This window comes from Pseudomonas sp. 9AZ (genome assembly GCF_902506525.1).
GTDB lineage: Bacteria > Pseudomonadota > Gammaproteobacteria > Pseudomonadales > Pseudomonadaceae > Aquipseudomonas > Aquipseudomonas peli.
Genome location: NZ_LR733840.1, coordinates 4,427,959 through 4,441,341 on the forward strand (window position 1 = coordinate 4,427,959; position 13,383 = coordinate 4,441,341).

The 13,383-nt window shown below is 57.9% G+C and carries 13 protein-coding genes; 4 read left to right on the forward strand and 9 right to left on the reverse strand.

Features of this window, described 5'->3' with window-relative positions; genetic code table 11:
• Positions 1 to 106 precede the first annotated feature (106 nt).
• Both ALTER154_RS21420 and ALTER154_RS20615 read left to right on the forward strand, forming a co-directional pair.
• On the forward strand, positions 107 to 820 hold the full coding sequence (locus ALTER154_RS21420) for a methyl-accepting chemotaxis protein (protein WP_372239969.1): 714 nt from the start codon (positions 107 to 109) through the stop codon (positions 818 to 820).
• 197 nt (positions 821 to 1,017) lie between these two features.
• A complete protein-coding gene (locus ALTER154_RS20615) occupies positions 1,018 to 1,791 on the forward strand; it encodes a tyrosine-protein phosphatase (protein ID WP_160089877.1) in 774 nt (257 codons plus the stop codon).
• A 51-nt stretch (positions 1,792 to 1,842) separates the two neighbouring features.
• Here ALTER154_RS20615 and ALTER154_RS20620 read toward each other — a convergent pair whose 3' ends face one another.
• The 9 genes from ALTER154_RS20620 to ALTER154_RS20660 form a co-directional block, all read right to left on the reverse strand.
• Positions 1,843 to 2,235, reverse strand: a complete 393-nt coding sequence (locus ALTER154_RS20620) for a nuclear transport factor 2 family protein (RefSeq protein WP_160089879.1) — start codon at positions 2,233 to 2,235, stop codon at positions 1,843 to 1,845.
• A gap of 82 nt (positions 2,236 to 2,317) precedes the next feature.
• A complete protein-coding gene (locus ALTER154_RS20625; RefSeq protein WP_160089881.1) occupies positions 2,318 to 3,163 on the reverse strand; it encodes an SDR family oxidoreductase in 846 nt (281 codons plus the stop codon).
• 48 nt (positions 3,164 to 3,211) lie between these two features.
• Positions 3,212 to 4,714: a class I adenylate-forming enzyme family protein gene (locus ALTER154_RS20630; RefSeq protein WP_160089883.1), complete on the reverse strand. Its 1,503-nt coding sequence runs from the start codon at positions 4,712 to 4,714 to the stop codon at positions 3,212 to 3,214.
• Positions 4,715 to 5,494 (reverse strand): enoyl-CoA hydratase/isomerase family protein, encoded by a 780-nt coding sequence (locus tag ALTER154_RS20635; RefSeq protein WP_160089885.1) that lies wholly within the window; start codon positions 5,492 to 5,494, stop codon positions 4,715 to 4,717.
• An 11-nt stretch (positions 5,495 to 5,505) separates the two neighbouring features.
• Positions 5,506 to 6,288 (reverse strand): SDR family oxidoreductase, encoded by a 783-nt coding sequence (locus ALTER154_RS20640; RefSeq protein ID WP_160089887.1) that lies wholly within the window; start codon positions 6,286 to 6,288, stop codon positions 5,506 to 5,508.
• Between the two features lie 12 nt (positions 6,289 to 6,300).
• Entirely contained in the window at positions 6,301 to 7,368 is a 1,068-nt protein-coding gene (locus tag ALTER154_RS20645; protein ID WP_160089889.1) for an acyl-CoA dehydrogenase family protein, read from the reverse strand.
• Complete coding sequence (locus ALTER154_RS20650) at positions 7,365 to 8,522, reverse strand: acyl-CoA dehydrogenase family protein (RefSeq protein WP_160089891.1); 1,158 nt, start codon at positions 8,520 to 8,522, stop codon at positions 7,365 to 7,367. Before ALTER154_RS20650 ends, ALTER154_RS20645 begins: the two co-directional genes overlap by 4 nt.
• Before the next feature lie 15 nt (positions 8,523 to 8,537).
• Positions 8,538 to 9,431 (reverse strand): enoyl-CoA hydratase/isomerase family protein, encoded by an 894-nt coding sequence (locus ALTER154_RS20655; protein WP_160089893.1) that lies wholly within the window; start codon positions 9,429 to 9,431, stop codon positions 8,538 to 8,540.
• A gap of 4 nt (positions 9,432 to 9,435) precedes the next feature.
• Positions 9,436 to 10,788 carry an aromatic ring-hydroxylating dioxygenase subunit alpha gene (locus ALTER154_RS20660; protein WP_160089895.1) on the reverse strand — a complete coding sequence of 451 codons (1,353 nt, stop codon included), beginning with the start codon at positions 10,786 to 10,788 and terminating at the stop codon, positions 9,436 to 9,438.
• 305 nt (positions 10,789 to 11,093) lie between these two features.
• On the opposite strand from ALTER154_RS20660, the gene ALTER154_RS20665 reads away from it, so the two are divergent.
• On the forward strand, positions 11,094 to 13,115 hold the full coding sequence (locus ALTER154_RS20665) for a thiamine pyrophosphate-dependent enzyme (RefSeq protein WP_160089897.1): 2,022 nt from the start codon (positions 11,094 to 11,096) through the stop codon (positions 13,113 to 13,115).
• Complete coding sequence (locus ALTER154_RS20670) at positions 13,112 to 13,339, forward strand: biotin/lipoyl-containing protein (protein WP_160089899.1); 228 nt, start codon at positions 13,112 to 13,114, stop codon at positions 13,337 to 13,339. The genes ALTER154_RS20665 and ALTER154_RS20670 overlap by 4 nt, the downstream gene beginning before the upstream one ends.
• The last annotated feature ends 44 nt before the right edge of the window (positions 13,340 to 13,383 follow it).

The following is a 13,383-nucleotide window of genomic DNA, read 5'->3' on the forward strand; positions in this document are numbered from 1 at the left end:
CATTGTGGAGGTGGAGCATCAGGCCGGCCTGGTGGCCAGTGTCTCCAGTATCGGTAATCAAGAAGCATCGGCGCAACGCGACCAAATCGATCAGGTCGCCACCGCTATGAACCAAATGGCGGCCACGGTGCAGGAAGTCGCACGCAGCGCGGCGGAAGCAGTCAGCAACGCTCAGGATGTGAATCGGGAAACCGTGAGCGGACGCGAACTGCTGAATGCCCAAGTCGACAGCATCAAATCCCTCGCTGAGGAAATCGTCCGCTCAGTACGCGTGATAAATCAATTAGCGAGCGACAGCCAAGCAATTAGCCAGGTGCTGGAAGTGATTCGGGGCATCGCCGAACAAACCAACTTGCTGGCGCTTAATGCCGCTATCGAGGCGGCACGCGCGGGTGAACAGGGACGTGGATTCGCAGTGGTCGCGGATGAAGTGCGTAGCCTAGCCAAGCGCACGCGGCAGTCCACTGAGGAAATCGAGCAGATGATTGCCAAACTCCAAGGCGGCGTGGGTGAAGCCGTGAGTGCCATGAGTAGCAGCAACAAAATGGCAGAGACCACCGTCACTCATTCGGATCAGATGCAGCACGCCCTCGCGCACATCCTCGACCTAGTGAACAACATCGTCGATCAGAACCAGCAGATAGCCGCGGCAGCGGAGCAACAGACCGCTGTCGCCAATGAGATCGATCGCAACATTGTGCAGATCAATGCGTCCGGTGAGCTCACAGCAGACGCTGCAAACCGCACGGAGCAGGCGAGTCAGCATCTGACAATGCAAGTATCAGAACTGAAGAAGCTGATCGGTGCATTCCGGGTGTGACACCTCACTCTCCGGGGCTACTCAAGATGCTCCAGCAAGCTTGCGGGTTGCGGTATTGGGCGGGGCCGCGCCTTCGGGTAAACAATCACTCCGGCCAACGGAGAGGCGACATGCAGGCAATAACGAATTAGGACGCAAAAATGTCGAATCACACCTCTTCGTCTCTACTGGCTGTCATGCCCACGGAGACATCCCAGATGAGCCAAGCTTGCGAAGCTACTACCAACTGCTCTTCTCCACCGTTCCACAACATTCACAACCTGCGCGATCTGGGCGGCCTGCACAACAGCGACAACAGACGCGTGCGTACGGGGCGACTGTTCCGCAGTGGTAATCCTGGGAAGGCGAGCGCCTCCGATATCGCACGGCTGCAGACACTGGGCATTCACGAGGTGATCGACTTTCGTACCCGCGAAGAAAAGTCCGCCGCAGAAAGTACATTTGCCAACGCCTTCAACTGGACTGCACTACCGGTGCTGGCCGGCAACATGAATATGAACGAAATGGTGCCGCGCCTGAGCAGCGCCACTCGCCAAGATATAGACGAATTCATGCTACAGATGTATCGCGATTTTCCAATCAAGCAGCGGTCTGCATTTGGCACGTTCATGAAAACCGCAGAAACGGGCAGCGCATTGCTCTATCACTGCAGCGCAGGTAAGGACAGGACTGGCTTTGCCACTTTTCTGTTGTTATCTGCGCTTGACGTGGCACCGGATGCAATCCTCGCCAATTACCTGGAGTCGAACCACTGCAACCGGCAATTTATCCAAGAGTTGCTGGCGCGCTTGGAGCCACTGGGCATTGCGCCCGAGGTAGCTATGCCCCTGCTGGAGGTGCGCGCGGGCTATCTGCAGGCATCGCTGCAGGTCATCGAGCAGGAGTGGGGCAGCACCGAAAGATTTCTCCGCGAAGCGCTAGCCGTCGATGTGCAGTGCCTGCGCGAGTATTATCTAGAACGAGTCGATTGAAGCCTATAAACGACGAATTCATCCGTTTCGGCGAGCAGGCTTTACACGAGATCAGCGTATTTGAATGTTTCGCTGCGCAAAGAGCCAGCCAGCGTCGGTGTGCACCAAGCGGTCTTCGTAACGCGAGGTCATCCTGAGCTTCCACTCGCCATCCATTTTCTTGAGCAAGAGCATGTCAAGGCTGCAGCGCGCAGTGTCTCGCGTGTCTACAGCTAAATAGATGTTCATCATAAAGTGGCGCAGTGCACCTTGCTGCAGGGTCGTGGGTAACCATGCTTGGATGGCCGGGCGGCCCACAAATGCCTGCCCACCGACCGACAACGTACCCTCTGCCGTGAAGCGTGATGCAAAGGCGACGGCATCACCGTCGTCCGCATTTTGCGCATACAGGGCAATCAGGTTACGTATTTCGCTTTCCGCATTCAGCTTAAAAAGCGTGTCCATTGACGGTCCTCCTCGGTGAGTTAGAACGTGCTCTTGCCGCGGGACGCAGGCGCAACAATCACGCGCTGCACTCCTCCGGCATTCAGCGTGGCAAAGGGTTCAGTAGCTGCTGCGGCTCGTGATAGTCAGGATCGGCCGGGGTCTGCATCGCGGACAACATAGCGTCGTAGTCTGCCGAGATGAATGGCCGGTAATCCGTATGCGGAAAAATGTAGAACTGGTTGTCGCGAATGCCGGCGATCGCCGCACGGCCGACATGCTCAGGCGCCATACCCATCTGCGTCGACAGACTAGACGAAACGCCACCCGACTCGCGCAATGCGTCCGGCCTCGCCTGAATTGCATTGGCGCGAATCTGTGTGGCGACAATCCCTGGGCACATAATCGAGACACCGATGGTGCTGCTCTCAAGCTCCAACTTCAGTACCTTGGCAAAGTTCAGCAAGGCGGCTTTGCTCGAGCTATAGACACCCTGGGTAGCGAATGGGTGCAACGCAGTAATCGACGATACGAACAGCACATGCCCTTCGCTACCGCGAGCTTTCATTCCTGGCAGGAAGGTCTGCACGGCATGCAACGAAGCAAACAGGTTGACTTCGTATACCCAGCGCCATGCTTCAGGTTTGATCTCATCAAGCGTTCCCGTGAAAGAAACGCCTGCATTGCTGCAGAGAATGTCGCAGGGGCCGAGAGCCGCTTGCGCAGCATCCCGGGCCTGAGCCCAACTGGAGGGGTCGGTAACATCCAGTTTGACGGCAACTATCCGATCAACGCTACCGAGCTCTGCGGCAACCGCACGAGCACGATCCAGATCGAGATCCGCTAGGGCTACTCGCGCGCCAGCGTCCAGCAACTGCTTGGCCATGGCGCTACCGATACCGCCGGCGCCGCCGCTGATGAATGCAACCTTCCCGTTAATATCTTGCATTACTTAATCCCTAACAATTCAATAGCTCGTGAGAAGGCTGCGCGATGCTCAAGTGAGCTGCGCCAATAGTTCCTTGACCGCTGGCCGACTGATTTTGTCCGAGACAGTGCGCGGAAGACTCGACACAACGTGTATGCGCACGGGCACTTCGTAAGGCGCGAGGCTGTCCTTGGCAAACAGTTTGATCGCCGCTGTATCCAGGACAACACCTGGGTAGGCCTCAAGCACTGCCACTGGAGCCTCCCCCAGGCGCTCATCAGGGATGCCGAGGACGATGGCGTCAAAGACTCCTGGAAACAGCTTGAGCACGTCCGCCACCTTGCCCGCCATAACTTTGAATCCGCCGCGAATGATCGCATCATCGGCGCGGCCGACGATGTAGAGAAACCCATCGGCGTCCAATCTGGCGAGGTCAGTGGTAGGGATCCAGTCCTTGCCGCCGTCGATGCGATCCAGCTTGGCTTCGAGTATGCCTTGCTCGCCCTCAGCCACCTCTTCACCAGTAGCCGGATCGACGATACGCACCTGCACGCCCTTGGAAATCCGACCCACGCTGCCACGCTTGCTCTGCGAATAGGCGCGGTGATCATCCAGCGTCCAGCTGGTTACTACGCCCATGAACTCGGTAGCGCCATAGGTCGTCAGTACGGGTACGCCAAATTTCTCTTCGAATGCCTGCTGCAATTCCACCGATAGCGGTGCAGTCCCGGCACGCACAGCACGAACACTGGCAAAGTCTTCGCGAGTCGCATCACTGTCCACCATCATCTTGATAGCGGTAGGAGGCAGCGGGGCAAACTTCGGACGGTACTTCACCAACGCCTGACGATAGAGGTCAGCATCGAACTTCTCGAACAGCACAATGGGGCGAACTTCGAACACCGCCATCAGGGTGTTGAAGGTGCCACTGGTGTGAACCAGCGGGCTGAACATCAGCGTCGGCGAAGTTTGCGGCTTCAACTCGAAGTTCTCCACCGTACCCTTGGCACTTCGCACGCCATCGCGCAGAGACGAGCTAATGGTTCGCTCGGAAACTGGAATCCGCTTCGGTGCGCCAGTGGTTCCACTGGTCTGTATCTCGATCAACGTACCCGCTTCACGCAGACGGAAAGCGCTCGCAGCCAGCGCTGTCAGCTGTTGGTAAACCAGGCGGCCATTTTGCACTTCCACTGCCAGCACTAGAGTACCGGCAGTCTGAGCAGCCGCTAGCACGTCTGCGGTTAAGTCCTCTCGGCTACCCAGCAGGCATCCCAACCCAAGGCCGGCAACTTCTTCTGCCACCATATGGGTTGGTCGAATAGCGTTAATCAGCAGCAGGCCGCGGTCAGCGCCCAGAGTCGAGATAAAGCCACCCAGCTGTTCCATACGGTTACGGCCGAGCAAACCGATCACTGCGTCGCGACCAATACCTGTTGCGCCAAGTAGCCCATCCAGTTCAGCCACGGCTTCAGCCAGTGCCTGCCAGCTCAGCGACTGCCCTTCAAAATCGATAGCGGTCAGCAAACCGCCAGCTTCGGTGGCGCGAATGATGTGTTCGGCAATTCCAGACATTCAACGAACCTCGAAGGTTTTACGCTTGCCGCTCTGCAGCATGTTCTCCACTTGGGGGATGCCCAAAGGATTACCTAGCTGCGTATAACTCATGCCACGGGCCATCGCCTGAGTACGACCGGCGTCCAAGGACTCCCAGATCGCCCGAACGGTGCCCTGAGTGGCAACCGAAGGTTTGGAGGCGATGACCGCCGCCACCTTGTGGGCACGCGCCCAGAGCTCTTCATGGGGTACCAGCTCGCTGACCAAGCCGATCTGGTGGGCGCGCTGTGCACTCATGCGCTCCTCTACCCCCATCAGGGAAACCCGCAAAATTTCGCCCAAGGGCATGCGTCGAGCCATGCTGATGGGTTCCAGAGCGGCTACTAGGCCGAAGTCGACGTGGGGATCGAAGAAGGTCGCGTCCTCCGACGCGATCACCACATCCGAGCCGCCGACGATGTAAAAAGCGCCACCGGCACACATGCCGCTAACCGCACAAATAACCGGCTTCCACACGTTGTGGTGCTTTGGGTCAAGGCTCTCGCCTGGGTCAGGTTTGTTCCAGATATTATCCGGGTACTTGAAGCCCTGAACGCGGTCCAGACCGGTAGAAAACGCGCGGTTACCGTCAGCACGGAAGACTACCGCGTGGATTTGATCCTCGTCGCGCACCACGCTCCATAGCCGTTTGATCTCCACCATCATCTCGGCGTTGATCGCATTCATCTTATCGGCACGATTGAGGGTAATGGTGGCGACGTGATCGTCGCCCACTTCAAATTGAACGAGTTCGCTCATGAGTCAGATCCTTAGCGTTTGGGCAGCGTGAGGTAGTCACCGCTGGCATCACCCAGCTTCATGCCACCGTCGCAATCCAGAATGGTGCCGGTGATATAAGTACCCTGCGCGGATGACAGGAAAATCGCTGCTTGGGCAATATCACTGGCTGTACCGAAACGACGCAAAGCGGTATGGGCGCTCCACTTGAGTTTGTCTTCCTCGGTCGGGGCCATGCGCTCGACGCCTTCAGTACCGAGAATTGGGCCCGGAGAGATGGCATTGACCCGAATACCGGCCTGCCCCCACTCCATAGCCAGTACCTTAACCACCATGTTGACGCCGGCCTTGGCGGCGCAGACATGCACCTGCTGCGGCAACGGCTGCACGGCCTGCGGTGCGGTGATGGCAATCAACGAGGCTCCGGGCTTGACGATAAAATCATAGGCCGCACGGAACACGTTGTAAGTGCCCAACAGGTCGATATCGATCACGGTCTTGAAGCCGTTCGCAGAGATACCGACGGCAGGCGACATAAAGTTGCCTGCAGCCCCTGCAATTACCACAGTCGGGGCCCCCAGCGTTTCGCTGGCCTGCGCGAACAGCGTGCGAATGGCTTCCATATCGCGCACATCGGCACTGCCGGCCATGGCAACGCCACCGGTCTCGTCACGAATTTCCTGCGCGGCTGCTTCTGCCTTGACCGCGTCACGGCCGAACACCAGAACCTTGTCGCCTTGAGCGGCAAAGCCCTTGGCGATCCCAAGGTTGATGCCGCTGGTGCCACCCGAAATGAATACGGTCTTGCCTGTCATGTAAAACCTCTCTTACCAGCCAGACATCGTGGCGATATGCGCGCGATGCGCCTGGGGCATACCTAGGTAGGCCTGATCGAACAATGCGCGTTTGAGCCAAACATGCGCGCCATATTCCCAGGTGTAACCAATGCCGCCATGAGCTTCGATCATGCGTCTGGCGATCTTCGGGTAAACCTCGGTGATATGCGCCTTTGCCAGTGCCGCCGCTTCGTGGGCAGCCATTGGAGCCGTGTCGAACATGTAAGCGGCGTACCAGTAAAGGCCAACGCAGGGTTCAACCATCAACGCCATGTCTGCCAGTTGATGCTTGACTGCCTGGAATGCACCAATGGCCTGCCCGAACTGCTCGCGCTCCTTGGAGTACTCGACGGCGAGCTGCACAGAACGGGAAGCGCCACCGAATGCATCGGCTGCTAGCAAAATCAGCCCAGCATCCACAACACTTTCACCGACTGGCAGTGCCAGGCGTTCGAAAGCGACATGGTTGAACTGTAGATGTGCCAAACGGCGGCCAGCGTCAGTGGAGGGCACCGTAGTCAGCTCAATGCCGGCGGCATTGCCCTCGACAACACCCAGCGCGCCACCTTTCAAGCCCACGACAATTAAGTCGGCCCCTTCAGCATGCAGCACATATTGCTTGCGGCCAGACAGCTGCTGATCGCCATCCAGAGTCCAGGTATCCGCAGCCCATTGCCCCTTGCCCTCAGCCAGCGCCACAGTAGCGCGCAGCTCACCGGTCACGAGCATCGGCAGCCATTTGGCCTTCTGCTCCTCAGTACCTGAGACGGTAATTGCCAGAGTAGCAAGGGCATGTTCGAAGAATGGGCCGGGCATCGCATAACGGCCAACCGGTTCGGCCACCACAGCGAGATCCAGCAGCCCCAGACCGAGGCCGCCGTATTCTTCCGGCACCGCCATGCCGCCGATACCTAGCTCCATCAGGCCACGCCAGAGTGCGAAATCTACTTCAGCGCTTTCATGCGGCGCCAAAGCACGGTTCATTGGGCACTCGGCACGCAGGTAGTCAACTACCGCGTCCTGGAATGCGCGCTGCTGTTCATCTAGATCGAACCTCATTCTTGACTACTCTCCCGAGGCAGACCGAGACCACGCTCGGCGATGATATTGCGCTGGATGTTGGATGTACCACCGGCAATCGCAGCCGCCATGGAGTTCATGTATTGGTTGATCCAACGCTCGTTACCCGGGCGACGATTGCCGATAGGGGAAATCAACCCCTCATCCTCGAGAATGGCATTCGCCACCTCCGCCACCGCTGCGGCGTAGTTCGACTGTCCAAGCTTGTTCATCATTTGCAGCAGGCCACCACCGTCCCCCGCTAGTTCACGCGTCATCTGGATGTAACTGGAGCAACGCTGCACTTCCAGCTCCGCCTTCAGCGCCGCTAGACGATCACGAACCCAAGGATCTTGGATCGCTGGCACACTACCCTTCTCCGCCCGCTTCGCCAAACCCAGCAGGCTATCAAACAGCGCCTCGGAACGATCGATGCCACCCAGCATGTTGCGCTCGTGCTTGAGCAAAGACTTGGACACGCTCCAGCCTTCACCGCGCTCACCGACAATCCAGTTGGCTGGGGTAGTTGCATCGGTGAAGAAGACTTCGTTGAAGTCGTTGCCACCATTAATCTGTTTCATCGGGCGGATATCAATGCCCGGCTGATCGAGGTCCAGCAACAGGTAGGAGATCCCCGTGTGCTTCGAGGCAGCAGGCTCAGTACGAATCAGAGCGAACATGTATTGGCAATCTTTGGCGTATGAAGTCCACACCTTCTGTCCATTGATCACCCACTGCCCATCGCGCAACTCGCCACGAGTGCGCAGGCTGGCAAGATCACTACCGGAACCCGGCTCGCTAAAACCCTGCGCCCAGCGATACTCGCCGGTCAGCGTTTTAGCGATAAAGCGTTCCTTTTGCCACTCAGCGCCACGCTCTAGCAACGTAGGCACCAGCATCTGTACGCCATTGCCCTTGATCTCGGCAGGTGCCTTTGCCGCTGCGAACTCCTCAGCGATGAGGCGCGCACGAATCACATCCGAGGGCTGTTCGGAGCCGCCAAAACGCTTGGGGATACCCCTATAGAGATAGCCCGCGGCAATCGCCTTCTGACGAAACTCAGCGACATCGCCACCCACTTTCCACTCATTGCAAAGAAAGTCGCGTATCTGCTCGCGGTAGTCGTCGTGCTCTGTCCCGTAGTTCAGTTCCATGGTCGTCAATCCGCCTTAGTCGAAACCTAGGTCATCCCAGACCTTATTGAGGTTCTGCATGGCCTGACGACCACCCACCTTGTCGCGCTCCTTGAGGAAGTTCATTTCGTCCTCGCGCCACACCACGTTGGAAAACAGGGCATGGCCGACAGTACCGAAATTGAGGAATGCGCTGACACCCAGGCCGTGGAAGTACTGCTGCAGGGCGCGCTTGCCCAGCATCAGGTTGTCAGTGCTGTGCGCGGCGACAGCGCGGGCATAACGCAACGCTTCATCCTCGAGCTTGTCACGAGGAACGACTGAGTTAGCAACGCCCCAGTCCTTGAGTTCCTGGGCACTCATCTTGCGCCCGGTTAGCAGAACTTCCATGCCACGGTTCAAGCCCAGACGCAGCATGGTCATTGGCAATTGAGTCTCGAATCCGGCAAAACCAATGCGACTCTGACGGCGGGCGACATAGGCGTCTTCAGTGAGAATCAGGATGTCCGCAGTCATCGCAAAGGAAAAGCCCTGGCCCAGTACTGCGCCCTGCGCTGCAAGGATCACCACTTTGTCACCCCAGATGGTGCCGTTCAGGGTGCTGTCGAGCAGCTTTCGAATCCCGCGCATGCGCTTGGACTGCCCGAGACGACCACCCTTCTTCAGACCGAAGGCTTCGACAGGCATCTTCTTGGTGTCTTCACCGGAGCAAAAATCAGTGCCTGCTCCCGCAAGGATAACGACCTTAATTTCGTCATCGTCTTGAGCGCGGGTGAGCGCCGCCGAGAGCATGTCATTCATGTCTGGGGTGAGGATGGCGTTCTTGCGATGCGGGCGATTCAGCGTGATGCGAGCGATGTGGCCATCGATAACTTCATACAAAATGCTCTGAGAAAGATCTTCCTCGGTGCTATCAGGAGTATTGGTCATAGTTTTACTTCTCTTGAGCATTGATGAAGTCGTCGATGCGACGGTGGTAGTGGCGAATCCGCGATTCTTGGTACTGCCCCAGGATCAAGCCCTTCTCGACCGTCGAGTGCAGTCCTTTCCAGACGCCGACAATGTTCTCGTAGTCCTGATCGAAGATGGTGCCAAGGCGTCCCAGCCCTGGATGTTCAGCAAATGGACGGTCGTCAGGCAGCCATTCGATCTTTGCCGCTGGCGGCGGCGGCTTAGACAGATCCCGTGGTGCGAGCAGGTAGATCTCCATGATCGAACTGTCATGACGATCACCGTTGGGACGGAAGCGATATACGATCGGCAGCCCGAAGCCGTACCACGGTAGAAAGTTGGGGAACAGGAAGTACTCGATGGCATCGAGCATCTCGACATCGGTGAGGTGATCAACCGAAGTGCCCTGCACTGCCGCAACGTCCTTACGGCGCTGCTCAGCCAGGGCACTGCGGTAGGTCTCACCTTCACCCAACTGAATGGGTTCGCGACCGGTACCCTTTGCCGCGTAGTCAGCAAACTCCTGCGGCGTCATCTGACGCATGGCCGGTGTGGCAGGGGCCACGGCCACGGTCGCTAAGCGACTAAGGTTTTCACCGTAAACGTCGTACTGGGTCTCGGCGTACTCGGATACGGTCACCGACTGCGGGTGAGTCGGCGATACGTGGTACGACTCGAGGAAGGCCTCCATGGCCACCTTCCAGTTCGCAGGCATAAAGCGCGCCACATGCACGGCAATCCGGCGATCTTCCAGAGGCGCAGCCTTGAAATGCTCGGGCAGTTCACCGATGAACTCCTCGAACGGTTGCGCATCAGCATCTGGATTGATAAAGACGAAACCACCCCAGGTCGCTACACGAACAGCCTTGAGGCACATCTTGCGCTGTTCAGCCTGCGGAAAGTCCCAGCTTTCCGGCATCCGCCGCATGGTGCCATCGAGGTTCCACGACCAACCGTGAAAGCGACAGGTAAATGCAGGTGCCTGCCCTTGGTCGTCTACCAGCTGCATGCCACGGTGCAGGCACGCATTGGGAAAAGCTTTGATGACACCCTCAGCCGCGTGAGTGATGACGAATGAGCGACTGCCTATTTCATAGGTAATGTAGTCGCCGACTTCAGGGATATCAGTCTCGTGGCACGCCATCTGCCAGACCTTACTCCACAGCTTGCCGACTTCTCGCTCATGAAAATCTCGACTGATATAGCGCTCGACCGGCAAGTCATCCGTACCGAAGTCGCCATCAGAACGCCGCGCGAATAGTTCCGACGCGGTTCTGCGATCGCTTGCCAGCCACTTACCGATTGTGGGCTCTTTGGCCTTTTCTCTGCTGGACATTTCCCCTCCTAGAAGCCGCCTCACTTACCGAGGCAGATTGCTGCCTGAGTATCTAACCGACCAACATCGCCAATATAGTTAACTAAGTTATCCAGCACAAGATATTTGATCCTGCCAAGTGATGAATTAGCACGAAACGGACGCCCGCCTTACTGCCGCACACGTGACTAAAAATCATCATAGATAAATTAGGTATACAAGTTAAAATAGTGAGGGTATTTTACTCCTCATAGGATTCAGGACGACCTCAACTAGGCACCTTCGAATCGGATCAATCTGAGCAATTATCGATAGGAGATAAACGCGTGTCGACGCCAACTACCCAAGCAAAGCCCCTACTTGCCGCAGCTGAAATGCAGGCTATTTATCGACGGGTCGCACTCATTCGCGGGGCCGAACAAGCCATCGCGAAGCAACTGCGTTCAGGCAAAATCTCCTTCAGCTTCTACCCCGTCACCGGCCAGGAGCTGGCTCCGTCGGTACTCGCGCAGTGCCTAGGCACTGATGATCAGATGGTCACCATCTACCGCGGCCTGGCAGACACCCTCGCCCGCGGGTTGCCATTGCGCGATCTTCTGGCCGAGTGCATTGGTCACTCTACAGGCGTATGCGGCGGCAAGGGCGGCGGTATGGGCGTTGCCCGCGCCGACCTCGGCCTGATGATGACGACCGGCATCGTGGGCTCCAGCGCCCCCGTCGGTGTTGGCCTGGCTCTGGCTTCGCAACTGCAGAAAACCGGTAAAGTAGTCACTGTCAGCTTCGGCGACGGCGCTACCAGCATTGGTGCCGTTCACGAGGCCATGCTCTTCGCCTCACTGTGGAAGTTGCCGATCATTTTTGTCTGCCACAACAATGGCTGGTCCGAATCCACTCCGCTGTCCGAATACTCGGTATTGGAGAAGCTTGCAGAGCGGGCCGACGGCTACCGTATGCCAGGCGTAACCGTCAGCGGACGCGACCCACAGGCCTTGGCCAGCGTGTTCAATGAAGCCATCGACCGCGCGCGTAGCGGCAATGGCCCGACCTTTGTTGAGTCCACTACCTATCGTTTGTGCGGCCACTACTTTGCGGACGCCGGCGCATATATGAATGCGGACGAACTTGCCGCAGAGAAAGCACGAGACCCAGTTCCGGCCCTGCGCGCCCAACTGATCGCCGATGGCCACGCCAGTGAAGCCGAGCTCGAAGCACTTGACGCGGACATTGCCGCAGAAGTAGCGCGCGACATTGCCACCGTCCTTGAGACTCCGGTTGCGCCATTCAGTGAAGCTGATCTGCTCAGCGACGTTTACCAAGACCCGAAGTTCGAACCCATCAGCCGCATCCGTCCTGACGCGCAGCCTGTGCCGACCGGCCCAATGCGCAAAGCCACCATGCGCGATGCGTTCAACGAAGCGCTAATGATCGCCATGGAACAGGACGATCAGGTCATCATGCTCGGCGAAGACATTGCCGACCCGGCCAGCGGCGTTGTCGGTATCAGCCGCGGCCTGTCGACCCGCTTCGGCGATCGCGTTCGCTCAACGCCCATTGCCGAGCAAGGCATCTTCGGCGCTTGCGTCGGTGCAGGCCTCGTTGGCATGAAGCCGGTAGGCGAACTGTTGATGATGGACTTCCTCCCAGTCGCCATGGACCAGATGGTCAACCACGCCGCCAAGGCACGCTATATGACGGGCGGCCAAATGTCCGTGCCAATGACCATGATGACCTTGGTCGGTGCCGGTAACGGCGCTCAGCATTCGCAGTCGACCGAAGCGTGGCTGATGCACACACCAGGGCTCAAGGTCTGCTATCCAAACAACCCGACCGACGCCAAGGGCATGCTACTTTCGGCGATCTTCGATCCGGATCCTGTCGTGCTGATCCACTCGATGCTGAACCTGTTCGGCACCTCCGAGATGCCCGAAGGCGAATACCGCATTCCGCTTGGCCTGGCAGCCATCCGCCGGATCGGCACTGATGTCACAATCATTTCCTACGGCCCGGCCGTAGGTGACGCACTCAAGGCTGCTGACGCTCTAATGGCAAAAGGCATTAATGCCGAAGTGATCGACCTGCGCAGCCTGGTCCCTCTGGATGGCCAAACCGTTCTCGAGTCGGTCGCCAAGACCGGCCGTGCAGTGATTGCGCATCGCGCCGTCGACTTCATGGGCCCCGCCGCAGAGATATCCGCCCTCATTTATGAGGAGCTGTTCGGCAAACTCAAAGCACCCGTGCAGCGCGTGGCCGGTGCCTATGCGCCAGTGCCTAAGCACGCTGGCCTGCTCGGACTCCACTACAAAGGCGCTGACGCCATCGTAAAAGCCACTCAGGAAATCATGAAATGACAGAGCTCAAAATCCCCGCCGCTGGCGATGCCGTATCCGAAGTGCAACTGGTCGAATGGATTGCTGAAGACGGCGCATCAGTCGTCGAAGGCCAAGTGATCTACTCGATCGAAAGTGACAAATCGGTACTCGATGTGGAGTCCCCGGCCACCGGCAAACTGACCATCTTGGAAAAGGCCGGAGAGATTTTCTCCATCGGCCACCTGATTGGCAAAATCGATTGAGCAACGCACTGTGCATTCGCTACTAAACCTTGATAAAGGCTTGG